Origin of the sequence: Pedobacter heparinus DSM 2366 (genome assembly GCF_000023825.1) — a bacterium.
Classification (GTDB): domain Bacteria; phylum Bacteroidota; class Bacteroidia; order Sphingobacteriales; family Sphingobacteriaceae; genus Pedobacter; species Pedobacter heparinus.
This window is the reverse complement of the sequence record NC_013061.1, coordinates 2489314-2512975: the sequence shown is the minus strand read 5'-3', so window position 1 is coordinate 2512975 and position 23662 is coordinate 2489314. Positions and strand designations below refer to the sequence as shown.

Sequence of the window (23662 nt, the reverse complement as noted above, 5' to 3'; positions counted from 1 at the left end):
AAAGCTATAAATACCGCTAATATCAAAATCGAAGCTAAAATTTATGATAAAATAATTCAGGACGAATCAATTTCGCCCGCCATTTCTAACAATTTACCTGGCAGAATTACACGGCCGGTGTACATTAGCAATAGGACAGGATTATTAATTAATATATTCTTTTATTCAAACAAAATTTCTTATCTTAAGTTAATAAGCTTAGCCAAAGCTTTGCGTGTGTTTCGTCTGCGTTTCAATATCGCTTTAGATGCGTTCGTACTGCACCCACAGTGAGGCCACAGTCAGCCCACAGTGAGCCCACGTTTTTTCTGAAAAAAGGTGGGCTTAGCCTGGGTTAACTGTAAATTAACAATAGGAGCAGCACAAATGCATGTAAAACCAGGCATGTGCACTCCTGAACTTATTTATAACTTAAAAAAACTGAAATGGGAAAATTTGATGGAAAACAAATCATTGGCCTGATCGGCAACCTGGTCTTTAAAAAAGGCCGAAATGGGATCACAATTGTACAAAAAGGGCCACACCCGGGTAAGCAAACCGAGGCTTCAAAAACCACAGCAAACATATTTGCCAAAGCCAGTACCTTATCTAAGGCCATCCGGACCGATCTGTCTTTGTTGTTTGGTGGTTTTTACGACGGTGCTATGGTTAACCGCCTCACTAAACAGAACCGAGAAATACTGGAACAGTGTTACAACAAAGCTACAAAACAATATACTTTTAATGAAGACAGTTTTTCGAGGCTTGCAGGTTTTGAATTTAATGCCAAATCACCCCTGGCCAAAAGCCTCTGGGTAGAACCGCAGCTTACTTTAGCCGGCAACCAGCTCAGCCTAAGCCTTCCGGCAATGGAAATCAATGAACAACTTAAATTCCCCGCAGCCTGCAACTTCTGCGAAATTACAGTAGCCCTGGCCTTTTATAATCTGGAACAGGGCGTACATAAGTCGAGGGTTTTTCAGGTGCTGGAAGTAAATACAGACCAGCCGCAGGTACCTGCGCACAATTTTACCTTCGAAGTTCCTGATGGCTGCTTATGTGTGATGGGGATGAAACTGGGATATTCCACTTTAAAAGACAACATTAGCGTGATTAAGAACAACAAAGAATTTAACCCGGCCGGCTTATGCGGAGCCATAATTACGCCTGGTGAATTTATCCGCAGCCCGGGCGTCATTGTGCCTCATGGTAAGCTGGCCTCAGTATGGAGAGATGTAGATAAATTAAAATTATAGTTTAATTCTATTTATCTTCGTATATAATTAAAATATACAATTATGAACTTATTACTAATAATACTGAACCTCTTTTTTACGCCTCCGGCCAAAAGTGTATACGATTTTTCTTTTAAGACCATTGATGGCAAGGAAGTAAAACTTTCGAAATTTAAGGGTAAAAAGATCCTTATTGTAAACACAGCTTCAAAATGTGGGTATACCCCGCAATATGAGGACCTGGAAAAGCTGCACAAGCAATACGGCAACAAAGTGGTGCTGATCGGTTTCCCGGCAGGCAATTTTGGTGGACAGGAACTGGCTACCAATAGCGAGATCAAGGAGTTTTGTACCGGAAAGTACAATGTCGACTTTTTGCTGGCTGAAAAGAGCAGTGTAAAAGGAAATGACATTACACCTTTGTTTAAGTACCTTACAACAGCTGAAAACCCTGATTTTACAGGCGATATCAACTGGAACTTTGAAAAATTCCTGATCAATGAAAAGGGGCAGCTGGTACACCGTTTCCGTTCTAAAGTGAAACCACTGGATGAAAATATTACCAAAAACCTGTAAACATTACACCTGGCATTTCACTGCTCATTTCGTTTTACTGCTGGGCTTAAGCCTGGCTTCCTGCTCTTCCGGTTATAAACTGGTAAAGGCCAACCGCGCTGATTATGCGATTGACAAAGCCGTTTTGCCCGATAGTAGCGTTATTAAAACCTACCAGCCCTATAAGCAGCAGCTGGATGATGAGATGAACCAGGTTCTGGGCTATTCGGAAATGGCCATGACCAAAAACAATGACCAGCCGGAAACGGTACTGGGTAATTTTTTCTCGGACGCAGTGATGCAGCAGGCTTTAAAATATGACCCCTCAATTGATTTTTCTATGCCTTCAACAAAAGGGGGTATAAGGGTAGATTTACCCAAAGGTGCCATTAAGTTATCAAATATGTTTGAACTGATGCCTTTTGAAAATGAACTGGTAGCCTTTACTTTAAAAGGTACAGATGTGCAGCAACTGATCAACTTTATTGCCGCTACAAACGGACAGCCAGTTGCAGGTATACGCCTGAAAATAGCAGACAAAAAGCCTGTAGAGGTATTTATTCAGGGAAAAGCCTTTGATCCGGAAAAAACTTACCGGGTGCTGACCTCTGATTACATTGCTGGTGGTGGCGACAATGCCCTGGGATTTAAAAACCCGCTGGAGAAAAAAGTATTGGGGCTGAAGGTGAGGGATGCCCTGATCAATTATGTGAAGGAACAAGGTGCCGCAGGCAAAACAATTAATGCGAAACTGGATGGAAGAATTACTAAAGATTAACCGCAGGAATTTTATCAGGACTGCTGGAGTGGCTGCCACCACTTTTGCGTTAAATTTTAAGGCCTATGATGCTTTTGCAGCAGGGGACCTGGTTAAGCTGTGCATTTTACATACCAACGATGTACACAGCCGGATAGAGCCTTTTCCGATGGATGGTTCGCGGAACCAGGGTTTAGGGGGCACAGCAAGACGTGCTGGCCTGATCAGTAGCATAAGGGCAAAGGAAAAAAATGTGCTGTTGCTGGATGCCGGTGATATTTTTCAGGGCACACCTTATTTTAACAAATTTGGCGGGGAACTGGAAATGAAACTGATGACCGCCATGGGCTATGATGCTGCTACAATGGGCAACCACGATTTTGACAACGGACTGGCGGGCTTTCATAAGCAATTGCCCCATGCTAATTTTCCAATATTGTGTAGCAATTACGATTTCTCCAATACCCTGCTTAAGGGTAGTACGCAACCTTATAAGCTCTTTAAAAAAGAAGGACTAAAGATTGGGGTATTTGGAATTGGTATTGAACTGAAAGGTTTGGTTGAGGGTAAAAACTACGGTGATACTGTTTTTATTGATCCTATTGCAAAAGCCAATGAAATGGCTGATTTGCTAAAGCAAGATTTGAAATGTGATTTGATAATATGCTTATCTCATTTGGGTTATAAATATGCTGCTAACAAAGTATCGGATCAGGTATTGGCAAAAAACAATAAGAACATAGATCTGATTATTGGTGGGCATACGCATACTTTTATGGATCAGCCTGAAGATGTACAGAACTTAAGCGGTCGGATTACTACCATTAACCAGGTTGGCTTTGCGGGTATCAATCTGGGTAGAATAGATTATTATTTTGAACGATATAAAGGCAAGCGGATTAAAACCGCTTCACCTTATATTATTTCAAACGAATTAGATAGCTAATTATCCTTAGCAAAGGAAACCGCCGCCTAACAGGTCGTTCCCCTCATAGAAAACTGCGGATTGTCCGGGTGCTATAGCCGATACATTGTGATCGAAGACCACACGCATTTTGTCTTTTTCCTGTACAATGGTACTCAGCATACCTGCATCTTTATATCGGATTTTGGTAACCACGTTATCCATTGGTTCATGTATACTTTCGTATTTCACCAGATTGAGGTTCCTGACCATGGCTTCTTTACGTTCCAGTTCATCGGCCCTGCCCAATACTACAGTATTGCTTTCGGGCAGGATCTGGGTCACAAACATGGGTTCGCCAAAGGCGATACCAAGACCTTTTCTTTGTCCGATTGTATAAAAAGGATAACCTTTATGCTGACCAACCACCATTCCGTTGCTGGTAATGAAATTACCACCGGCAACGCGCTGCTCCAGGTCTTCCACTTTGTGTTTTAAAAAGGCCCGGTAATCGTTATCCGGTACAAAGCAGATCTCGTAGCTTTCGCTTTTTTTAGCCAGTTCTTCCTGTCCCATATCCAGGGCCATTTGTCTGATCTCTGATTTGGCAAAGGAACCTAATGGGAACTGGGTTCTTGACAGGTTTTCCTGGGATACACCCCAGAGTACGTAAGACTGGTCTTTATTTTCGTCTTTTCCTTTGGAAATGACATACCTTCCGCTGTCCTGCTGACGGATATTGGCATAATGCCCGGTCGCGATAAATTCGCAATCGAGCTTGTTGGCACGTTTTAACAGGGCTTCCCATTTGATATGGGTATTACACAATACACATGGGTTAGGGGTACGGCCGGCAAGGTATTCGTCTACAAAGTTATCGATCACGAAATCGCCAAACTCGTCCCTGATGTCTAATATATAATGGGGGAAGCCGTAGTTTACCGCAAGGGTACGGGCATCGTTGATGCTGTCGAGACTGCAGCAGCCGGTTTCTTTGCTACTGCTTCCTGAGGTGGCATAATCCCAGGTTTTCATGGTTAAACCAATGACTTCATAACCTTGTTCATGGAGCATTACTGCTGCTACCGAACTGTCGACCCCGCCACTCATGGCTACCAATATTCTGCCTTTTTTACTCATTGTTTTTAATATAGGCCGGGTTCAAGGCCCGGTAATTAAATGTAAGGCGCAAAAATAAGGGATTTTATGGGGAAAAATCTAATGGTGCTGTCAAATTAATATTTGGTGATCTATCTTCGAACTGGAAACCTTTGCCGTGAAGAAGGGCAAAATTTTCCTATGTTCTCTTAAAGACACCAAATTTTATGGAAAGCGAGGGGGATAGGCTGAGAAACAGAGACTGGTTTTATAGCGATTTTTATAACATAATTACAATTGTGTGCGAAAACAGTAAAGATTTTTATACATTAGGCTTTTTGTTTTTAGCTATAATTTTGATATGAAGAAAGCTGTATTGAGCCGTTCATTGTTGTTTTCCGGGGGAATATTATTTCTGCTGGATTTGCTTTTACCGGTTAGGGGTTTTGCCCAGCAAAACCTGGTTAAATATGTGAAGCCGATTATCGGCACACAGAAAATGGGGCATACGTATCCGGGGGCAACGGTGCCTTTTGGGGCGGTACAATTGAGCCCGGATACAGATACACTTTCTTATGAACTGAATGGAAAGTACAATGGGGATGTATATAAATATTGTGCCGGTTATAAATATGAGGATAAAACGATAGTAGGCTTTAGCCATACGCATTTCAGTGGAACAGGACATTCAGATTTGGGTGATTTTCTGATCATGCCTACACAGGGCAGGCTGAAGCTGAACCCTGGAACTGCAGATCAGCCAGGCAGTGGTTTCCGCTCTGCTTTTTCGCATGCCAATGAGCGTGCTGAAGCTGGTTATTACAGGGTAAAACTGGATGATCATGGAATTTTAGCTGAACTGACAGCTACGGAACGGGTAGGGATGCACCGCTATACTTTCCCGAAATCTGCTGCCGGAACGCCGGATTCGCATATAATTTTAGACCTGATGTCGGGCATTTACAATTATGACGACAAAAACGTATGGACTTTTGTAAGAGTGGTAAATGATACGCTGGTTACCGGGTACCGGCAAACCAATGGCTGGGCACGGACGCGTACGGTGTATTTTGCCATGTCGTTTTCCAAGCCTTTTAAGGGCTACGGACAAAAGAATTTCGATGCGCCACAGGTGTATAAGGGTTTCTGGAGAAAATTTGACCAGACCAGGAATTTTCCTGAAATAGCAGGCAAAAGGATCAGGATGTATTTTGATTTTGAGACGGCTGAAGGGGAGCAGGTGCAGGTAAAGTTTGCGCTTTCGCCGGTGAGTCAGGCTAACGCACTTGAAAACATGAAGGCCGAAGCCCGGGGTTGGGATTTTGACAAGCTGAAGCAGCAGGCCCAGAATAAATGGAACAAAGAACTGAACAAAATTGCCCTTGATGCGGCTGAGGATGATAAGGTCAATTTTTATACGGCCATGTACCATGCTTTCATCAATCCTACCAATTATACGGATGTGAACGGGGAATATAAGGGCCTGGACCAGAATGTGCACCGGGCTGATGGGTTTGTAAACTATACGACCTTTTCCCTTTGGGATACTTACAGGGCGCTGCATCCTTTTCTGAACATCATGCAGCCATCGCGCAACAATGATATTGTAAAGTCTATGCTGGCCCATTACGACCAGAGTACTTTAAAAATGCTGCCAATATGGTCGCACTACGCCAACGACAACTGGTGCATGAGCGGCTACCATAGCGTGTCGGTTATTGCTGATGCAGTGGTTAAGGGTGTTTATAACGGCGACGCTGGCAAAGCCCTGGAGGCTTGTATCACTACTGCAAACCATCGCAATTACGAAGGTATCGGGGATTATATTGATAAGGGCTATATCCCCGCAGAAAATAACCGGACTTCGGTTTCGAATACCCTGGAATACGCTTATGACGATTGGTGTATCGCCCAGATGGCTAAAAAACTTGGCAGGGAAGATGTTTATGCTACTTTTATGAAAAGGGCAGGCAACTGGAAGAATGTATTTGACGCCCGGATCGGTTTTATGCGCCCAAGGTTGGCAGATGGTTCTTTTAAAAAGGATTTTGATGCGCTGAGTACACACGATCAGGGTTTTATTGAGGGCAATACCTGGAACTATAGCTTCTTTGTACCACATGACCCTGCAGCAATGATTGAGCTGATGGGTGGTGCAAAACGGGTAGCCTCACGCCTGGATTCGCTCTTTACGATGCACCTGCCGGACGAGTTTTTTGCTGAAACGGAGGACATTACCCGTGAGGGCATTATTGGGGGTTATGTACATGGCAATGAACCGGCACATCATGTGGCATACCTGTACAACTGGGTAGGACAACCCTGGAAAACGCAGGAAAGGGTAAGGATGATTTTGAAAATGCAGTATAAACCTACACCCGATGGATTGGGTGGAAACGACGATTGCGGACAGATGAGCGCCTGGTATATGTTCTCGGCCCTGGGCTTTTACCCGGTATCGCCAGGTTCGGATGTTTATTCATTGGGAAGTCCGGCAATAAAATCGGCAGTACTTACTTTGGAGAACGGAAAAACGTTTAAGGTGGAAACGCAGAACCAGAGTGATAAGAATGTGTATGTGAAGGAAGTATATTTGAACGGGAAACTGCTTAAAGGACATAGCATTACGCACAGCGATATTGTGAATGGGGGAGTGCTGAGGTTTGTCATGACGGGCAAAATTAAGTGATCTTCCTTCGAACCGGAAACCTTTGCCCTGAAGAAGGGCAAAATTTTCCTGTGTTCTCTTAAAGACACTGAATTTTATGGGAAGCGAGGGGCTTAGTATAAATAGAATTGACAGTTAAACGAAGGCAGGGACCTCGGAGCGTGGATCGTTTCCCTGGATTTGGTTTTTACGCATTTCGGCAGGTATTGTAGGTTTTTTAATGATCTTTTTGTTGAGGCCACTGGCGGCGCTGTAAAGCAGGATGCTGCCGAGCGTTATTTCTTCAATTCCACGTAGACTGTGTTTGCGGACCGTTCTGATCCCTCTTTGCAGGATGTATATGCCGGCTACAGCGGCAATGATTCTTTTGCCGGTATTGAGTTCGCCGGTTTCGTAATTGGTTAATGAATTTATGATGGATAGGGTAAATCTCTCTTTTGCTTTTTCTAACATAAAATTTGTATTATATATAGATTAAAACAGCTGAGGGGACTGTTTTGTTTGGTGCTTTAAGGATTTTTTAATGGCTTAAAGCTGGTCGAGCACCATTTTTATGGCTTTATTAACCACTTTTTGGGGATCTGGACTAAACTGAAAATTTACCCTGCTGGCCAGTATGGCATTTACCGACAGGGCTTTATGTCCCAATACCCTGGCCAGGGCATAGATACCTGCGGTCTCCATTTCAAGATTGGTAATGCGGTATTGGTTATGCCGGAAGCTTTGGAGTTGACTGATGAGGTCGGGAACCGCATTTTTTGCCCTTACCTGTCGCCCCTGAGGGGCATAAAAGCCTGGGGCAGTAAGGGTTATTCCCTGTTGCATCTGACCGCCAATCGTATTCAACAGCTCCTTATCGGCTGCCGTGATATAAGGGTTGATGCCTTTGTAATGGGAAAAATGTGTTTTTATACCGTCGAGCAGACTGTGCTCATCGCCTGACAGCTCATGGATATAATAATTCATCAGGGCATCCATTCCGATACCAAAGGATGAAGCCAGTATGGTACCCATCGGGATATCGGCTTGTATGGCCCCGGATGTACCGATGCGGATGAGTTTGAGTGAACTCAGCTTTTCTTTAACCTTCCGGCTCTGGAAATCAATGTTCACCAGGGCATCCAGCTCATTGAATACGATGTCGATGTTATCTGTCCCTATGCCGGTAGACACTACAGTAAGGCGTTTTTTGCCCAGATAACCGGTATGGGTAATGAATTCCCGTTTACCTTTTTTGAGTTCTATACTGTCAAAGTACCTGGAAATTTCTGATACACGGTCGGGATCACCCACGGTTATGATGGTTTCCGCAATATCGCCGGGCAGGAGGTTCAGGTGATAAATGCTGCCATCGGGGTTGATGATCAAATCTGCTGCTGATATTTCTTGTGCCATATGGAATAAAGCTATAAAATCTTATGCAGTAAAGAGGTATTTTATTTTAACGCCTTCAATCTGCTCTATCTTAGCAAGTATGGCATTGAGGCCTGACTTTCTGATTTCAAGCTGAATGCTGCAGGAATTGTCGAAGTTCTGGGAAAGGACATTCAATTTTTCTTCTTTCACCAGTTTCATGATGTCGTTCATTTGCAGGTAACTGAAACTGACCTCGTAAATGTCATTTACTGTTTTCTCGACAATGTTTGCGGCCTGTATGGCTTCCTGAGCGGCCGTTTTATAGGCATTGATCAGTCCGGGTACCCCGAGCAGGGTACCGCCAAAATACCTGACCACCACGATGAACACATTGGTGATATCGGCAGAGAGCAGGGTATTCAGGATGGCCCTGCCCGCCGTGCCTGAAGGTTCGCCATCGTCCTGAATGCGAAATATGCTGCGATCCGGACTTAAGCGCAGCGCCCAGCAGAAATGTCTGGCTTTGGCATGTTCGGCACGCAGGCCGGCCAGCAGGGGCTTTATTTCCTCTTCTGAGCGGATGGGCCAGGCATAGCCGATAAATTTGCTGCCACGGTCGCGAAACACCCCTTCAGAAGGAGCTGCAATGGTTTTATAGGTATCGTCAAATAACATAAATGAACAGATGGGCTGCTATTTGACCAGCAGCATTAGGGCATGCCAGGCATTGCCGATCAGATTGGTAATGAGTACAATGGCCATCAGTGCCAGAAACAGTCCCCAGTAATTCAGCTTATTCAGTTTCTCTTTAAAAATAAAGATACCCACCAGACTACCTGCAATGATGACCCCCATATTCATGGCGGCAAACACAATGGATGGGTTATCGGCCATTGCCCGATGGGCCTTAAGGTAAAAAAGGATATTAAAGAAATTGAAAAAGCCCAGGATACAGCCACATACAAAGTTAATGAATTCCAGTTTTTGCTTTTTAACCACCGAAAGGTAAAAGATGGAGGCCAGCGACAGGATAAATGCCAGGATAAATACGACAATGAGGGAGCTGGTGTAAGGGATGACCGTGATTTGGGCGATCTTTTTAAAGAGGATATCGATCACACCAAAACCCAGAAATACCAGAATAGGATATAACCAGTTTAAACCCTGGTTCTTTTGTGCAGTTTTTTTATAGAGTGTAAAAAATATGGCCACAAAACCAACCGCAAGTCCCGCTATTTTCATGGTATTGAACTGCTCTTTAAAGATAAAATAGGAGGCCAGGATGGGAATGAAAAGGGACAATCGCTGGGCAATGTCGGTCTTTACGATTCCGATGCCCCTTATGGAGCCCGCCAGGAACCAGAATACGACAGGCAGCAAAATACCCAGGGCAATGTAAACCGAGTTTATAGGCGCCGATATCAGCTCGTTGAAGCTGGGTTTGTAAAAGATAAGACTAAGCACAATGGCAAACAGGTAATTCCAGGTAACGGCCTGTACAATTTTAATTTTGTACCTTCTGGCAAGTTTGAGCAGGACGGCGACTGTAACGCTACAGCAAATACTGAAGAATAAGAATATCATGAAGGATTGTTTTTATAGATCGTTAACTGATCTTTTCCGATGGGGAACTGATCTGTGATGGCACAGGACTGCAAATTTAATTCCGGGGAAGGGATACCTGCCGGCCATGATACTGCCGACCTGAAGACCCTTGCTTCATCCCATAAGCGGGCCTGGATAAACTGGTTGAGTACCTGGGCGCCACCTTCTATAATTACGGAGGCGATGTCCATCAGGTACAGCTGAAAGGCTATTTTTTGCGGCAGGTAATGTTGCATATCTTCCATTTGTATGAAATGGATGTTTTCCTGTACATCAGTTTTTTGTTCATTGAAAATGATTGTTTTTGCCTCTTTATTGTAAATATGGTGGCTTGAAGGAACCTGCAGGTGCCTGTCGACCACTATTCTTACCGGGTTTCTGCCGTACCATTCGCGGACGGTCAGCCTTGGGTTATCGGCCATGGCCGTAAGCCGTCCAACCAGGACAGCATCTTCCTCTGTCCGCCATTTGTGGACCAGCTTTTTAGCTTCTGGCCCGCTGATCCATTGCTGTGTGGTGTTTTCAGGTGCGAAATAACCATTTGCGGATGTTGCCCATTTTAAAATGATGTAGGGGTGCTGCTGCCCGATGCGGGTAAAAAAACGACGGTTAAGCTGGCTGCATTCGGCTTCAAGCACACCGGATACGACTTCAATACCTGCATTTTTAAGCTTTTCGATGCCCTTGCCGTTTACCCCGTCGAATGGATCGGTATTGCCTATCACTACTTTTTTAATGCGGTGTTTGATGAGCAGATCGGCACAGGGTGGGGTTTTACCGAAATGTGCGCAGGGTTCCAGACTAACATAAGCTGTAGCAGCTGCCAGTAAGGTTTCTGCCGTATTTCCATAATTGTGTACAACTGAATTTATGGCATTGACTTCGGCATGTGCCTCGCCAAAGCGGGCATGGTAACCCTCTCCAATGATTTTTCCGTCGCTTACGATCACGCAGCCTACCATAGGGTTAGGGCTTACATTTCCCATCCCCATAGCGGCCAGCTCAAGGCAACGCTGCATATATAATTCGTTAGTCATTAAGGCAAAAATAGAATAAATTACGGTTACAGGTTAGGAATTATCGCTAATTTTACCCAATGAGATTACAGGACCTATCGGCACATTTTAATGCCGCTTTAAGCGGGGCTTACGGAGAAGAGGAGGCAGATGCTATTTTTTTAATGGCCATTGGGCATGTACTTCAATATAAAAGAACCGATTATATACTCAGAAAAACAGAAGAACTGGACAGTAAGGAACTGTTTATACTGCAAAATATACTGACTGAGCTGCAAAGCGGCAAGCCTTTACAATATGTGCTGGGGGAAACGGTTTTTTATGGCCTTCCCTTTAAACTGGGGCCATCGGTACTGATACCCAGGCCGGAGACAGAAGAACTGGTAGCATGGGTGCTGGAAAGTACCGCACTGGAGGCCGTTACGGGCGCTGCTTTACGCCTGATAGACATTGGGACCGGGAGTGGCTGTATTGCCATTTCTTTAAAAAAGAACTTTCCGGAAGCTGAAGTTTCTGCCCTTGATGTATCTGAAGCAGCAATTGACATTGCAGGCAGTAATGCTCTTTTAAATGAGGTAGATATAAAATTCATACAGGCCGATATCCGTGAATTTACGACAAAACAAAAGTTTGATGTGGTGGTCAGCAATCCGCCATACATTACCTTAAAGGAGAAGGAGCAGATGCAGGACCACGTACTGAACCATGAACCGCACCTGGCTTTGTTCGTATCCAATGAAGCACCACTTGTATTTTATGAGGCTATAGCAGATTTTGCCTGGACAACACTGAGCGGCAGGGGCCTTTTATTTTTTGAAATAAACGAACATCTGGGTAAGGAAACAGTTGAGCTATTGGAAGCTAAATCATTTACAGACATCATATTAAAAAAAGACATGCAGGGAAAAGACCGGATGATCAGGTGCCGGCGGGCAGCGGTGGTATAGCCCTTAACTTCTTGGATGAAATTCAGTAATTATACCCCTTAAATAATCCCTGTCGAGATGGGTATAGATTTCTGTAGTGGTGATGCTGGAATGGCCAAGCATTTCCTGAACAGCCCTTAAATCGGCCCCGCCTTCTATTAAATGTGTGGCAAAGGAGTGGCGAAAGGTATGGGGACTGATGCTCTTTTTTATGCCTGATTTAAGGGCGAGGGCTTTAATGATACTGAAAACAGAGATGCGGGACAAACGGGTTCCGCTACGGTTAAGGAAAATATAATCTTCATGTCCTTTTTTAATGGGGACATGCACCCTGCTTTCCCTGAGGTATATGTTGATGTATTTTAAGGCCGTCTGACCGATGGGTACCAGGCGCTCTTTATTTCCCTTTCCGAAGATGCGGATAAATTCATTTTCCTCAAATACATCGGAGATTTTGAGGTTGCTGAGCTCTGAAACCCTTAATCCGCATCCGTACAGGGTTTCTAAAATGGCCTTGTTGCGCATGCCCTCTGGCTTTGAGGCATCGATAGCCCCGATCATTCCGTTGATTTCCTGAATGGACAGTGTATCAGGCAGGTGTTTGACCTGCCTTGGGCTTTCGAGCAGGGCAGAAGGATCGGTGGTAATGATTTCTTCGAGCATTAAAAAACTAAAGAAAGCTTTTAAGCCGGACACCACACGCGCCTGCGTACTGGGCAGCATACCCAGCTCATTTATCCAACTGACAAAGTGCTTCAGGTCATCACCAGTAATCTCCTTTACCTGAGGTGTTTGGTCAACAGATTCAAAATACTGGGACAGTTTATTCAGGTCGCCCAGATAGGCCTCAATAGAATTACCGGAGAGCGAACGCTCCAGTTTAAGGTAGTTTTTAAAGGAACTGAGATAGGGATTACTGATCACAAAATAAATTTTATACTCTTAATTTTTAAGGCTAAGTTTGAAATGATGAAGATACAAATTATTAATGGCCCAAACTTAAACCTTTTAGGGCGTAGGGAACCTGGTATTTATGGGAACCAGGGTTTTGAAGAATACCTGGCTGAACTGCGCAATATATACAGCATTATTGAAATAGACTATTTTCAGAGCAATGTAGAGGGGGAACTGATCAATAAACTGCATGAGGTGGGTTTTAGCTATGATGGTATTGTGATTAACGGGGGTGCTTATACCCATACTTCTGTTGCCATTGCTGATGCCATTGCAGCCATTAAAACACCTGTGGTAGAGGTACATATCTCTAACATTTATGCCAGGGAAGAATTCAGGCATGTATCGCTGACCGGCAAAAACTGTAAGGGCGTATTGACAGGCTTTGGCATGGACGGCTACAGGCTGGCTATTGAAAGCCTGCTGAAACCCTAAAATTGTTGTTTACAACTGCGTAAAAAACCTTATTTTTTTGATAAAATAAGCCCATATAATACTATAGGGGTATAGGCCGGTATGTTGTTGAAAGCTGATTTGCCTGTTTGTCCTTTTGGCACCATTTTTTGAGAGGTTGAGCAGAAAATGGTAATGTGCTTTATTTATTGCCCAGGCAAACTGTGTTTTGCCTTGCAGCAGAAAATGCAGCCAGGCTATAAAATCGAGAGACATCCGGATGAAAATCCTGAAGTATGCATCGTTTAAGGGCAGGTTTTTTTGCATGATAACCAGGTTATTTCTAAAGTTCAGATAGGTTTTATAAGGGCTATTTGAATTTAAGGTACCACCGCCCAGGTGATAAACTTCGGCATCGGGGCAGTAGATCACTTTGTAACCCAGGTTTTTTAAGCGCCAGCAAAGGTCTATTTCTTCCATGTGTGCAAAAAAATCAGCATCAAACCCTCCGGCTGCTGTCCAGCATTTGCTTTTAATGAATAAGGCTGCACCACTGGCCCAGAAAACCTCCTGCTGATTGTTATACTGGCCGGTGTCGCTTTCTACCGTATCAAATAACCGCCCCCTGCAAAAAGGATAACCATACAGGTCCAGGTAGCCGCCAGCCGCGCCGGCATATTCAAATTGTGTTTTATCCTTTTGCCATTTGATTTTAGGCTGGGCAGCAGCAATGCCGGCGTCGGCTTCCATAGCATCAATAACAGGCTGGATCCAGTTGGCAGGTACCTCTACATCAGAATTGAGCAATACATAATAATCTGCTTCAATCTGTTCCAGCAGTTTATCATAGCCTTCTGCAAAGCCATAATTATGGGCGTTAACGATTACTTTTACCTGAGGGTAACTGGCCTTTACAAAGGCTACGGAACCATCGGTAGAGGCATTATCGCCCAGGATTAACTGAAGATTTGGGTATTGCGACTGAACTATACCTGGTAAAAACTGCTGAAGCAGGGCTTTTCCGTTCCAGTTTAAAATGACTACTGCTACACTTGGTACTGACATTATCCTGCGTTATCTGGTTTATGTTTCCATCGCCTGTGGCTCCAAAGCCAGTAGGCGGGTTCTTCTTTAATGATCTTTTCTAAAAGGCTGAATTGCATATCGGTAAGCTCATGTCCTTTGGTTGCCTGGGGATTGAGGCAAAGCGGGACACAATCGATCTCATAATATCCTCTTTTTATCCGCTTTGTTTTAAAATAAAATATGGGTCTGTTGGTTTGCAGGGCTATTTTTTCGATCCCCAAAAGAACTGCTGTCGGCTGGTTCAGGAAGTTGATCCAGTAATGTGCTTCGTCTTTTACAGGGGTTTGGTCGCCCGCAAAACAGAACATGGTCTGTTCATTCCTGGTACTGGCCAATGCCCTTAATGTTTGCCGCATGACCACAAATGAATTGCCAAATCGGGTACGGATGTTATAAAACCACTTGTCGTATACTTTATTGTTGAGCGGTTTATAGATCACGTATCCGGAACCCGGCAGTGCGATACCCAATGCCATCATTCCGAGTTCCCAATTGCCATAATGGCCGGTGCAGGCCAGCACACTTTGCCCGGATTGAAAAACGGATCCGATCTGGTCGAGGTTGCTGAACTTGACCCGTCTTTTAATTTCAGCCTTCGAAATAGACCTCATTTTAACCACTTCTACAACAAGCTCCATCAGGTGACGGTAAAACTCCTTTTCTATGGCCAGCAGTTCTGCTGCCGGTTTTTCTGGAAAAGCATTACGGAGGTTTTCACGCACCACATTTTTGCGGTAAGGAATGATATAATATACGACATAATAAGCCAGGTCCGCAAAAATATATAAGAGGGAGAGGGGCAGCAGTGATAAAAAGTTCAAAAAAAATATTCCTATATAAGAAAAGCTTTTTTTTATCATTAATTTGGCGAATTGAGAATGCAAACATAAAATATCAGATGCAAAGTTCAGCTATATTCCCGCTTTTTTATCTTCCGCCTGTAGGTTATTTCTCTGGTTTAAAAGCGTTTGATTACTGTTTTTCAATCGAAAGGGAAGAGCATTTCCCTAAACAAACGTACAGGAACCGCGCAAGGATATATTCGCCAAATGGCAATCTGGACCTGATTATCCCGGTTGTGAAAGGTTCAAAGGTACATACCAAAGTGAAAGATGTTAAAATCAGTAATGATTTTAACTGGCAGCGCTTACACTGGAAAAGCTTTGAAAGCTGCTACAGGAATTCGGCCTATTTTGAATATTATGAAGATGAGTTTGCGGTTTTTTATCAGCAAAAGTTCGGATTTCTGTTTGATTTTAACCTTCAGCTGCTGGACTGGCTGTTTAAACAATTGAAAATAACGCCTGCATATGCCTTTACAAATGAGTACCATAAGGAAACTGATGTGGTGCAGGATTACAGGACCAAGCTTCATTTTAAACAGGAGGTTGCTGCCGGTGATTTTAAACCATATTTCCAGGTTTTTGACGACCGGCAAGGCTTTAAGCCAAACTTAAGTATCGTTGATCTGTTGTTTAACCAGGGTCCGCAATCCAAAAACTATCTCTGATCTGATTATGGGTAAACCAGCTAAACATAAACGCAAGCGCAAACGCTATTCCTTACCGGTAGCTGGCTCCAGTCCGGGTGTTGTATATATAGATGAACATGCTTTACAGCCGCTGATCAGGTTTCACAGTTATAACGACCATTATTATGCTGTTAAAGAGCTGGACAATATTGAAAACCTGTCGAGGATACTGGCCAACCAGGAATTCAACTACTGGATAGAAATTAAGGGCTTTGGTTCGGCAGCGATGTTTGATACTTTGAACAATGATTTCGGGATCAGCAAGCTTGTGCTGGAAGACATTACCAGGACTTATCAGCGCCCGAAGCTGGAAGAATATGGCAAGTACGATTTTGCCATAAGCAGGATGCTCCATTTTGATGAGAATAAGAACCTGGACAATGAACAGGTTTCTTTTATTTTAATGGAAAATGCCCTTTTTACTTTCCAGGAAGGCTATGAAGATTGTCTGGAACCCATCCGTACAAGGTTAAACGCTGGAAAAGGCAATATCCGCATTGCGGGCAGCAGCTATCTGATGTATGCCCTGATGGACATTATTATTGACACCTATTTTGAGATTCTGGGCTCATGGGGGGACGAGCTGGACCTGATAGAAGACCGGCTTTTTGACAAACCGGACAAAACAGTTATGTTTGACACCCAGCTGGTTAAGCGCAACCTGATCAATGTAAGGCGGGTGGTATGGCCGGAAAGGGACAAGCTGAACGATATGCTGAGAAGTGACAGCAGGCTGATCACCGATCAGACCAAAATGTTTATCAGGGATGCTTATGACCATTGTATACAGATCATCGATATTGTTGAATCTTTAAAAGAGATCTCGGCCAGTAATATAGATATGTATCTATCCATCATCAGCAACAGGATGAACGAGATCATGAAGGTGCTGACCATCATTTCATCCATATTTATCCCCTTAACTTTTATTGCGGGCATATATGGGATGAACTTTGCCATACAGGATCCTGTTACCGGAAAAGTAATGCCGCAGAACATGCCTGAGCTGTACCAGGAACATGGCTATTTATATACCGTGATTGTAATGGGGGCCATTGCTTTGTTACAAATCCTATATTTCTGGCGTAAAGGATGGTTTAAATAGAACTGATTATGCTTACCTTTATGTCCTCATGCAATCTTTTGATCTAGACAAGACAGATGTATCTAAGATTAAGGTAGCCTTAAATGGTGACGATGAACAGCTGAAAGCTATTCTGGGGGAATATCATGCTTCTGAAATTGCGATCTTATTTGAAAATCTGAACAAGGAGGACAAGCAGAGGATCATCAATTTACTGGATGTAGAAACAGCTTCGGAGGTGATCTCGGAGATGCATGAAGAATCGCATCCTGAAGAACTGCTGCTGCAGCTCCATCCCGATAAGCGTACCGAAATTGTTGAAGAGCTGGATTATGACGATGCGACAGACATCATTTCACAGCTGGAAGAACATGAGCAGAAAGAAATTCTGGCCGACCTGAGTGAGGATGATGCCTCGAACATCAGGAATTTACTGAGCTACCACGAAGAAACAGCTGGTGGTTTGATGAATACGGAATTTATCCGTATTAACCTGAACCTGACCAAGAAGGACGCCATTGAGGAAATCATCAGGCAAAGTGAGGAGATTGAAGAATTCTATACCATTTTTGTGGTAAATGACGACAATGTTTTTCAGGGCATCGTTTCCTTAAAGGACATCATTAAAGCCAAGGGAAATGTAAAAATAACCGAACTGGTAAAATCGGAAGTGGCCTGGGTATATCCGGATACGGACCAGGAAGAGGTGGCCAGGTTGATTTCCCAATATAACATTACCAGTATTCCGGTACTGGACAAGGACATGAAACTTTTGGGACGCGTTACATTTGATGATGTGATTGACGTACTGGAGGATGAAAATACGGAAGACATTTTAAAAATATCCGGGGTATCGGAAGATGAGGAACTGAGCGGTAACTGGGTTGAAGCGGTTAAATCTCGCTTACCCTGGCTGATCCTGAACCTGGGTACTGCTTTTCTGGCTTCGGCTGTTATCCGCCACTTTGAACCCACTATAAAACTGATACCGGTATTGCCTGCTTACATGACCATTATTGCCGGTATGGGCGGAAATACGGCTACACAAGCCCTTGCGGTAACGATAAGAAGGATCTCTTTGTATGACCTGACCGATAACCAGGCTTACAGAACGGTGCTGAAAGAGCTTACGGTTGGATTGATCAACGGGGCCTGCACGGGTATCATTGTATTTATGTTTGCTTTGTTTTTTGATACCAATCCAATGCTTGGCCTGGTTATTTTTTTGGCCATGACCGGCAATTTACTGATTGCAGGGATTACAGGAGCGGGAATTCCGCTGGTATTAAAACGTGTAGGCATAGACCCGGCCATTGCATCTTCAATAATTATTACAACATTTACAGACGTTTTCGGATTTTTGCTCTTGCTGGGACTGGCAAGTAAACTTTTACTTTAACTAAAGCTATTATATACTATATGCAACCTACTAAACACAACTGGACCAAAGAAGAAATATCAGCGATTTACCATAAGCCGTTTTTAGATTTAGTTTATGAAGCTGCAACCATACACCGTGAAAATGCAGCCTATAATGAAGTACAGGTAAGCTCTCTGATCTCTATAAAAACCGGTGGCTGTGCGGAAGACTGCTCTTATTGTCCGCAAGCCGCACGTTACCATACAGACCTGGAAGTTCAACCTTTAATGCAGCTGGGGCAGGTGGTAAGCGCAGCGGTTAAAGCGAAGGAGGGAGGGGCATCACGTTTGTGCATGGGTGCAGCCTGGCGCGAAGTACGTGATAACCGTGATTTTGACAGGGTCATTGAAATGGTCAAAGCGGTAAATGAAATGGATATGGAAGTTTGCTGTACCTTGGGCATGCTTACCGAAAACCAGGCACAGCGACTTGCTGATGCAGGTTTATATGCTTACAACCACAACATTGACACGTCGGAGGAAGATTATAAGCGTATCATTACTACACGTACTTATAACGACCGTTTAAATACGATTAAGAATGTACGCAAAGCAAAATTAACGGTATGCAGCGGAGGCATTATCGGTTTAGGGGAAACTACTGAAGATCGCGTTGCGATGTTACAAACCCTGGCCAATATGGAGGTACATCCGGAATCTGTTCCTGTGAATGCTTTGGTACCTGTAAAAGGCACGCCTTTGGCAGATCAGCCGCGTGTACCAATCTGGGATATGGTAAGAATGATTGCTACGGCAAGGATTGTAATGCCAAATTCAGTTGTCCGTTTATCGGCAGGAAGAAATGAAATGAGTACACTGGAACAGGCTTTTTGCTTTATGGCGGGTGCGAGCTCCATTTTTGCAGGTGATAAATTACTGACCACACCGAACCCGGCTTTTATTGATGACATGGCTATGTTTGAACTGCTGGGATTAAAAACAAGGGATGCATTTAAAAATGGCAGACCTGCAAATACACTTAAAGATGAAGTGGTAACAGCTATTTAAATAGCTGTTACACGGGCTTCAATATTACCTTTGGTAGCTTTGGAATAAGGGCATACCCGATGCGCCTTATCAGCCAGCTTTTGTGCTTCATCGGGCGCAATACCCGGAATATGAACGTCAAGATCGGCAGACAATACAAAGGAATTGCCATCCTGATTGAAGGATATATGAACCTCAACAGTTGCTTCAGACACATCAATCCCATCATGCTCGGCCACAGCTGCCAGTGCACCTAAATAGCAAGGCCCCCAGGCAGCTGCAAATAATTGTTCAGGATTTGTGGCGCCGCCCTGGCCACCCATTTCTCTGGGTTTTCTTACATCAAATTCTATTGTTCCGTCGCTGGATTTAATATGACCATTCCGGCCGCCTTTGGCCGTAACCGAGGCTGTATATAACTTTTCCATAATTTCTATTGGTTTTTTTAACTAGGGATATAACGCAAAATATAGCCGAAAGTTTCATCTATTTGTTTTTATTGTTGAGCGTAGGCCTTTGACGATTAAAATACTGGTGGGTTTATATTTTAATTTTTTCGGATAGCTTAAAGATATCGTAGGCTACTTTTTGGATCAGGTCTATCTGTTCAGAAATAATAACCTCATCCTGAGAGGTTTGTTTCAGGGTACTTATATTTGTCCGGATGAGCGGTACATTACTGGTTTGTTCCTTGTTGGACAACAAATTTTCTGTAGCCAGATTTAAAAGGTATGTGGTATTTTGAACTATAGGTTTCAGGTCGTCAAAATTAGCGACTATAAAAGCATGTTCTTTTTTATACAGTGATAATGTTGCAATGTAGGAAGAGAAAAGATGGTTTAAGGCAGTAAACTGGTGCAGCTCTTTGATCATCAACTGTTTACTTTTAGGCTCTGAAAACATGCGTTGAAAAAGCGAGGCCAGATTGGCCGTTGCTACATACACTTCTTTACGGGCTACTTTGTAATTGGTGAGGTTATGTACTTCATCAATATACAACAGTACAACTTCTTCAAAATACTTTATGTTTGCTTTCAGTGTATCCAGCATGGCTTCTTTAAGCTTTTCATGTTCCCAGTTGGGAAACAATGAATAACTGGCCAGCAAGGCAATACCGGAACCGATCAGGGTATCATAGATTCTTTCTCTGGCAATGGACAGACTTCCCATGCCAAGGAAATCAAACAGGACCAGGATATAGGGAGTCATGAACAGTACGCTGACCACGTAATTTTTACGCTGGAAACTATAGGCCCCAATCATGCAGAAGAGCAGGATAACAAACAGCGTATTTTTATCCTGAACATATACAAGGATGCCCATTCCGATAAATGCGCCGACCACAGTACCGATGATCCGTTCATAATTGCGTTGTTTGGTTAAACTAAAACCAGGTTTTGAGATGACAAGGATGGTAAGCAGGATCCAGTAGCTATGGGAAAGGTTCAGCGTTTTGGCGACAATGAAGCCGATAAGCATGACAATGGCCACACGGAGGGAATGCCTGAATGTAGAAGAGTTGAATGTTATATTTTCATATAACAATTTTGGGTCGATGCTTTGCCTGGTCACGAATTTCTCTATTTCTATTTCCCTGGCTTTGAGATTTTTCTTTTCTTTTTTATTGAAATAACTATTGATGGTCTTTACACGGGACAGGATGTTCTCTATGTTAACTTCTATGTTTTTTAAGGCGATAATACCCAGTGTACTGTATTTTCCATCTGTATTTTTACGTTCGAGCCAGGTAATCTGGTTTTTTAACCTTTCTACGTCCCTGATCAGCGAAGTTGGCAGACTGGGCGTGCCCCCGGTTTTTAAAGCGAACGCAATATCATCCAGTTCATCTGCTATTTTTTTGATCACCGCTTCATAATGCCTTAAAATGCCGGAAGAATCGAATTGCTCATGCAATTGTTTATAGTTGTAATAGGTAGACATTACCTGTTCAAAAAGGTCGACCATGTCGACAAAAACCAATAGGAGAAAGCGGCCTTCAGGGGTAGAATCCCTTACAATTTCCCGGGTTTTAAACAAAACTTCCCTAACGGCATCCTGTTTTTCATGTACAAGAACCTGCAGCTGCAGGAGCTCGGCATAATTATCGTCATAATCAATATTTTTGTGATAAAACCTGGCTTTTGCCCTTAAAAAAAGACTGACTTCATGGATGGAATCACTCAATGTTTGCTGAACCAGCCGATAGGGGCGTATCCTGTAAAAAAAATAGCTCAGTCCGGTATACCAGATACTGCCCAGAAAAATAAGGCCCGACGAAAAAAGTACTTCCTGCCATGGACGGATATCGTCTATACTTAAAACCATGATCAGTAAGGCTGATGTACCAATTGAGGCGGCCCGGAGACCATATAGAAAGAACATCGAAAAGACAAAACTGAACAGCACAATGAGGATTGCGGTGAAATATATATTACTGTTGGTTAAACCTACAACGATAAAGATCAAGGTGATCAGCGCAGTGGTAATCAGCATTGCGTTTCTGCGGTGCACAATTGGGCCCGGCGAATCTACCACACTGGCGCATAATGCACCCAGTGAAACTGTCATGCCGTACTGGAGGAGACCGAATTGTGCAAATATCAATGAAGGACAGAGTACGCCAAGTGTAATGCGAAGACCATCAGCGAAATAAGTACTTAATAAAAAATCATGAATACTTCTGACGGGACGATTAAACATATTGCAAATTTATGTATTAAATACATCAATTATTTGACCATTTAAAGTAGTAAGATCGACATTTTTTGGATATATTTAATTTATATGACAAATATAAATTACAGCAGTAATGGGACAATATATTAGTCACATAATTAATATTATGTTAAGTAATAAATTGCATAGTGCCCTATTGGATGTATTTTTACCCTGATTAGAAGAAAATATTAAAACTCTTCCAGCTTTCCCTTTAGTTCCTGAACTTTATCGAGGCGATTTTTTCTGGTATAGATCTCAATCAGTAACTGCACGGTCGCTTTATCATTCTGATTGATCTCGTGTGCCTGCAGCAGTGCAATCTCAGCTCTGTTGATATAAGAAATAAATTTCTGATTGCGTTCTGACTTTCCTGATCTGAGTGCTTCATTTGCCGAGTTGATATATACAATACCCAGCTGATATAAGGCATCAAAATAATTTTCATCTAATCCCAGGGCTTTATTATAAGCCAGCTCTGCAGTGCTGTTATTGGATTTATGCTGTTGCAAATATCCATACAGAAAATACAACAATTTATTATTGTTCTCTACTTTGAGTGTAGACTCAATCACCTGCATGGCTTCGGTATACTTTTCATTGTCGAGCAATAAATTGATATAATCATTGGTTAGAAAAACATTATAAGGATTTACTTTAATACCTTCTTCCAATGTACGGATGGCGAGTTCATGTTCAAATTTAGAGGTATAAATATTGGCCATGTTTTGAAAGACAACCGGATTTTTAATCCCGTTGTCCTTCGCTCTTTTGAAATATACCAGTGCTTTATCGTAAGACTGATTATTTTGGGCAGACAAAGCCGTATTTATGGCCAGAGTTGTGTCTTTGGGCAATAAATCACTTACTTCTTTAAGTAAATCATAAGCAGCTGCAAAATCACCATTTGCATAAGCTGTATTTCCCTTTTTTTGTTTCCTTATGTTCACATTAAAGGCTGCAGCGTCAATTAAACGATAATTTGCCTGGAATTTATCCAGTTTTCTTGCCGAATCGATAGCCTGTACGGCAAAATTGTAGTATTTATCAGCATTGCCTTCATCTGTATCTATGATAGAGATATAAGAACTTAAATAAGCTTTAATTGCCCAGGTTTCAGGCCATTTTTTTGTTTTGTTGTCATTTTGAGCAGCATCTGTTGCCTTAATCCCCTCTCCCAGTATTGCCAGTTGTTTTTTGGCGTCTTGTTTGGCATTTATCGCTACCTGCAGTTTACCTACACTGTTGCGTGCAATCTGAAGCTGACTTTTTTGGGCGAAAGCAATGTTGCAACTTAATAAAACCAGGAATATATTACTAACTAATGATATCTTACTCATACAAAAAGTGTTCTTGATACAAACTTATAAAAAAAAAAGAGGGATAAAAATTAC

Annotated in this window: 23 protein-coding genes; 11 read left to right on the top strand and 12 right to left on the bottom strand. The window is 42.9% G+C overall.

Going from position 1 to position 23662, the window contains the following annotated elements; genetic code table 11:
• Positions 1 to 425: 425 nt before the first annotated feature.
• From PHEP_RS10850 to PHEP_RS10835, 4 genes are read left to right on the top strand one after another with little or no spacing between them, the layout of a single operon-like run.
• Entirely contained in the window at positions 426 to 1235 is an 810-nt protein-coding gene (locus PHEP_RS10850) for a hypothetical protein (RefSeq protein WP_015808005.1), read from the top strand.
• Between the two features lie 42 nt (positions 1236 to 1277).
• Positions 1278 to 1790, top strand: a complete 513-nt coding sequence (locus PHEP_RS10845) for a glutathione peroxidase (RefSeq protein WP_015808004.1) — start codon at positions 1278 to 1280, stop codon at positions 1788 to 1790.
• Positions 1765 to 2547 carry a 5'-nucleotidase C-terminal domain-containing protein gene (locus tag PHEP_RS10840; RefSeq protein ID WP_015808003.1) on the top strand — a complete coding sequence of 261 codons (783 nt, stop codon included), beginning with the start codon at positions 1765 to 1767 and terminating at the stop codon, positions 2545 to 2547. Before PHEP_RS10845 ends, PHEP_RS10840 begins: the two co-directional genes overlap by 26 nt.
• Positions 2525 to 3472 carry a bifunctional metallophosphatase/5'-nucleotidase gene (locus PHEP_RS10835; protein WP_015808002.1) on the top strand — a complete coding sequence of 316 codons (948 nt, stop codon included), beginning with the start codon at positions 2525 to 2527 and terminating at the stop codon, positions 3470 to 3472. Before PHEP_RS10840 ends, PHEP_RS10835 begins: the two co-directional genes overlap by 23 nt.
• A 6-nt stretch (positions 3473 to 3478) precedes the next feature.
• Here the strand turns inward: PHEP_RS10835 and mnmA are convergent, their stop codons facing one another.
• Positions 3479 to 4570, bottom strand: coding sequence for a tRNA 2-thiouridine(34) synthase MnmA (gene mnmA, locus PHEP_RS10830; RefSeq protein WP_015808001.1), 1092 nt, complete (start codon positions 4568 to 4570; stop codon positions 3479 to 3481).
• A gap of 319 nt (positions 4571 to 4889) precedes the next feature.
• Here mnmA and PHEP_RS10825 point away from each other — a divergent pair, with 319 nt between their 5' ends.
• Positions 4890 to 7217: a GH92 family glycosyl hydrolase gene (locus PHEP_RS10825; RefSeq protein WP_015807999.1), complete on the top strand. Its 2328-nt coding sequence runs from the start codon at positions 4890 to 4892 to the stop codon at positions 7215 to 7217.
• Between the two features lie 114 nt (positions 7218 to 7331).
• Here the strand turns inward: PHEP_RS10825 and PHEP_RS10820 are convergent, their stop codons facing one another.
• The 5 genes from PHEP_RS10820 to ribD form a co-directional block, all read right to left on the bottom strand.
• Positions 7332 to 7649 (bottom strand): hypothetical protein, encoded by a 318-nt coding sequence (locus PHEP_RS10820; RefSeq protein ID WP_015807998.1) that lies wholly within the window; start codon positions 7647 to 7649, stop codon positions 7332 to 7334.
• Positions 7650 to 7724: 75 nt separating this feature from the next.
• Positions 7725 to 8591 (bottom strand): nucleoside phosphorylase, encoded by an 867-nt coding sequence (locus PHEP_RS10815; RefSeq protein ID WP_015807997.1) that lies wholly within the window; start codon positions 8589 to 8591, stop codon positions 7725 to 7727.
• A 21-nt stretch (positions 8592 to 8612) separates the two neighbouring features.
• Positions 8613 to 9227 (bottom strand): IMPACT family protein, encoded by a 615-nt coding sequence (locus tag PHEP_RS10810; RefSeq protein WP_015807996.1) that lies wholly within the window; start codon positions 9225 to 9227, stop codon positions 8613 to 8615.
• Between the two features lie 18 nt (positions 9228 to 9245).
• Complete coding sequence (locus PHEP_RS10805; RefSeq protein WP_015807995.1) at positions 9246 to 10136, bottom strand: EamA family transporter; 891 nt, start codon at positions 10134 to 10136, stop codon at positions 9246 to 9248.
• Positions 10133 to 11194, bottom strand: coding sequence for a bifunctional diaminohydroxyphosphoribosylaminopyrimidine deaminase/5-amino-6-(5-phosphoribosylamino)uracil reductase RibD (ribD, locus tag PHEP_RS10800; protein WP_015807994.1), 1062 nt, complete (start codon positions 11192 to 11194; stop codon positions 10133 to 10135). Before ribD ends, PHEP_RS10805 begins: the two co-directional genes overlap by 4 nt.
• A gap of 59 nt (positions 11195 to 11253) precedes the next feature.
• Here ribD and prmC point away from each other — a divergent pair, with 59 nt between their 5' ends.
• Complete coding sequence (gene prmC / locus PHEP_RS10795; RefSeq protein WP_015807993.1) at positions 11254 to 12120, top strand: peptide chain release factor N(5)-glutamine methyltransferase; 867 nt, start codon at positions 11254 to 11256, stop codon at positions 12118 to 12120.
• 3 nt (positions 12121 to 12123) lie between these two features.
• Here prmC and xerD read toward each other — a convergent pair whose 3' ends face one another.
• On the bottom strand, positions 12124 to 13023 hold the full coding sequence (gene xerD / locus PHEP_RS10790) for a site-specific tyrosine recombinase XerD (protein WP_015807992.1): 900 nt from the start codon (positions 13021 to 13023) through the stop codon (positions 12124 to 12126).
• A 45-nt stretch (positions 13024 to 13068) separates the two neighbouring features.
• On the opposite strand from xerD, the gene aroQ reads away from it, so the two are divergent.
• Positions 13069 to 13488 (top strand): type II 3-dehydroquinate dehydratase, encoded by a 420-nt coding sequence (gene aroQ / locus PHEP_RS10785; RefSeq protein WP_202901263.1) that lies wholly within the window; start codon positions 13069 to 13071, stop codon positions 13486 to 13488.
• A gap of 9 nt (positions 13489 to 13497) precedes the next feature.
• Here aroQ and PHEP_RS10780 read toward each other — a convergent pair whose 3' ends face one another.
• Together PHEP_RS10780 and PHEP_RS10775 are read right to left on the bottom strand one after the other, a co-directional pair.
• Positions 13498 to 14511, bottom strand: coding sequence for a glycosyltransferase family 2 protein (locus tag PHEP_RS10780; protein ID WP_015807990.1), 1014 nt, complete (start codon positions 14509 to 14511; stop codon positions 13498 to 13500).
• The gene (locus PHEP_RS10775) at positions 14511 to 15353 is read right to left on the bottom strand and encodes a lysophospholipid acyltransferase family protein (RefSeq protein ID WP_238326467.1); all 843 of its coding nucleotides are present in this window, start codon (positions 15351 to 15353) and stop codon (positions 14511 to 14513) included. The genes PHEP_RS10780 and PHEP_RS10775 overlap by 1 nt, the downstream gene beginning before the upstream one ends.
• Positions 15354 to 15430: 77 nt before the next feature.
• Between PHEP_RS10775 and PHEP_RS10770 the strand changes: the two genes are divergently transcribed.
• The 4 genes from PHEP_RS10770 to bioB are packed head-to-tail and all read left to right on the top strand — an operon-like array spanning position 15431 to position 19574.
• Positions 15431 to 16042, top strand: a complete 612-nt coding sequence (locus PHEP_RS10770) for a WbqC family protein (RefSeq protein WP_015807988.1) — start codon at positions 15431 to 15433, stop codon at positions 16040 to 16042.
• Between the two features lie 7 nt (positions 16043 to 16049).
• Positions 16050 to 17168 (top strand): magnesium/cobalt transporter CorA, encoded by a 1119-nt coding sequence (gene corA / locus PHEP_RS10765; RefSeq protein ID WP_015807987.1) that lies wholly within the window; start codon positions 16050 to 16052, stop codon positions 17166 to 17168.
• Between the two features lie 28 nt (positions 17169 to 17196).
• Positions 17197 to 18546, top strand: a complete 1350-nt coding sequence (mgtE, locus tag PHEP_RS10760) for a magnesium transporter (RefSeq protein WP_015807986.1) — start codon at positions 17197 to 17199, stop codon at positions 18544 to 18546.
• Positions 18547 to 18566: 20 nt separating this feature from the next.
• Positions 18567 to 19574, top strand: coding sequence for a biotin synthase BioB (gene bioB, locus PHEP_RS10755; protein WP_015807985.1), 1008 nt, complete (start codon positions 18567 to 18569; stop codon positions 19572 to 19574).
• On the opposite strand, the gene PHEP_RS10750 is transcribed toward bioB, so the two are convergent.
• The 3 genes from PHEP_RS10750 to PHEP_RS10740 all read right to left on the bottom strand — a co-directional run bounded on the left by PHEP_RS10750 (position 19571) and on the right by PHEP_RS10740 (position 23608).
• Entirely contained in the window at positions 19571 to 19981 is a 411-nt protein-coding gene (locus PHEP_RS10750) for an organic hydroperoxide resistance protein (RefSeq protein WP_015807984.1), read from the bottom strand. The genes bioB and PHEP_RS10750 overlap by 4 nt on opposite strands.
• Before the next feature lie 112 nt (positions 19982 to 20093).
• Complete coding sequence (locus PHEP_RS10745) at positions 20094 to 22253, bottom strand: FUSC family protein (RefSeq protein WP_015807983.1); 2160 nt, start codon at positions 22251 to 22253, stop codon at positions 20094 to 20096.
• 206 nt (positions 22254 to 22459) lie between these two features.
• A complete protein-coding gene (locus tag PHEP_RS10740; protein WP_015807982.1) occupies positions 22460 to 23608 on the bottom strand; it encodes a tetratricopeptide repeat protein in 1149 nt (382 codons plus the stop codon).
• Positions 23609 to 23662: the final 54 nt, after the last annotated feature.

Bases quoted from the DNA above. Each gene is read 5' to 3' on its own strand.
- PHEP_RS10835 (WP_015808002.1), top strand. From the start codon at position 2,525: ATGGAAGAATTACTAAAGATTAACCGCAGGAATTTTATCAGGACTGCT.
- PHEP_RS10825 (WP_015807999.1), top strand. From the start codon at position 4,890: ATGAAGAAAGCTGTATTGAGCCGTTCATTGTTGTTTTCCGGGGGAATA.
- bioB (WP_015807985.1), top strand. From the start codon at position 18,567: ATGCAACCTACTAAACACAACTGGACCAAAGAAGAAATATCAGCGATT.
- PHEP_RS10810 (WP_015807996.1), bottom strand. From the start codon at position 9,227: ATGTTATTTGACGATACCTATAAAACCATTGCAGCTCCTTCTGAAGGG.
- PHEP_RS10840 (WP_015808003.1), top strand. From the start codon at position 1,765: ATGAAAATATTACCAAAAACCTGTAAACATTACACCTGGCATTTCACT.
- PHEP_RS10815 (WP_015807997.1), bottom strand. From the start codon at position 8,591: ATGGCACAAGAAATATCAGCAGCAGATTTGATCATCAACCCCGATGGC.
- PHEP_RS10770 (WP_015807988.1), top strand. From the start codon at position 15,431: ATGCAAAGTTCAGCTATATTCCCGCTTTTTTATCTTCCGCCTGTAGGT.
- PHEP_RS10845 (WP_015808004.1), top strand. From the start codon at position 1,278: ATGAACTTATTACTAATAATACTGAACCTCTTTTTTACGCCTCCGGCC.
- prmC (WP_015807993.1), top strand. From the start codon at position 11,254: ATGAGATTACAGGACCTATCGGCACATTTTAATGCCGCTTTAAGCGGG.
- PHEP_RS10780 (WP_015807990.1), bottom strand. From the start codon at position 14,511: ATGTCAGTACCAAGTGTAGCAGTAGTCATTTTAAACTGGAACGGAAAA.
- ribD (WP_015807994.1), bottom strand. From the start codon at position 11,194: ATGACTAACGAATTATATATGCAGCGTTGCCTTGAGCTGGCCGCTATG.
- mnmA (WP_015808001.1), bottom strand. From the start codon at position 4,570: ATGAGTAAAAAAGGCAGAATATTGGTAGCCATGAGTGGCGGGGTCGAC.
- PHEP_RS10740 (WP_015807982.1), bottom strand. From the start codon at position 23,608: ATGAGTAAGATATCATTAGTTAGTAATATATTCCTGGTTTTATTAAGT.
- mgtE (WP_015807986.1), top strand. From the start codon at position 17,197: ATGCAATCTTTTGATCTAGACAAGACAGATGTATCTAAGATTAAGGTA.
- PHEP_RS10745 (WP_015807983.1), bottom strand. From the start codon at position 22,253: ATGTTTAATCGTCCCGTCAGAAGTATTCATGATTTTTTATTAAGTACT.
- corA (WP_015807987.1), top strand. From the start codon at position 16,050: ATGGGTAAACCAGCTAAACATAAACGCAAGCGCAAACGCTATTCCTTA.
- aroQ (WP_202901263.1), top strand. From the start codon at position 13,069: ATGAAGATACAAATTATTAATGGCCCAAACTTAAACCTTTTAGGGCGT.
- PHEP_RS10820 (WP_015807998.1), bottom strand. From the start codon at position 7,649: ATGTTAGAAAAAGCAAAAGAGAGATTTACCCTATCCATCATAAATTCA.
- PHEP_RS10805 (WP_015807995.1), bottom strand. From the start codon at position 10,136: ATGATATTCTTATTCTTCAGTATTTGCTGTAGCGTTACAGTCGCCGTC.
- PHEP_RS10750 (WP_015807984.1), bottom strand. From the start codon at position 19,981: ATGGAAAAGTTATATACAGCCTCGGTTACGGCCAAAGGCGGCCGGAAT.
- PHEP_RS10850 (WP_015808005.1), top strand. From the start codon at position 426: ATGGGAAAATTTGATGGAAAACAAATCATTGGCCTGATCGGCAACCTG.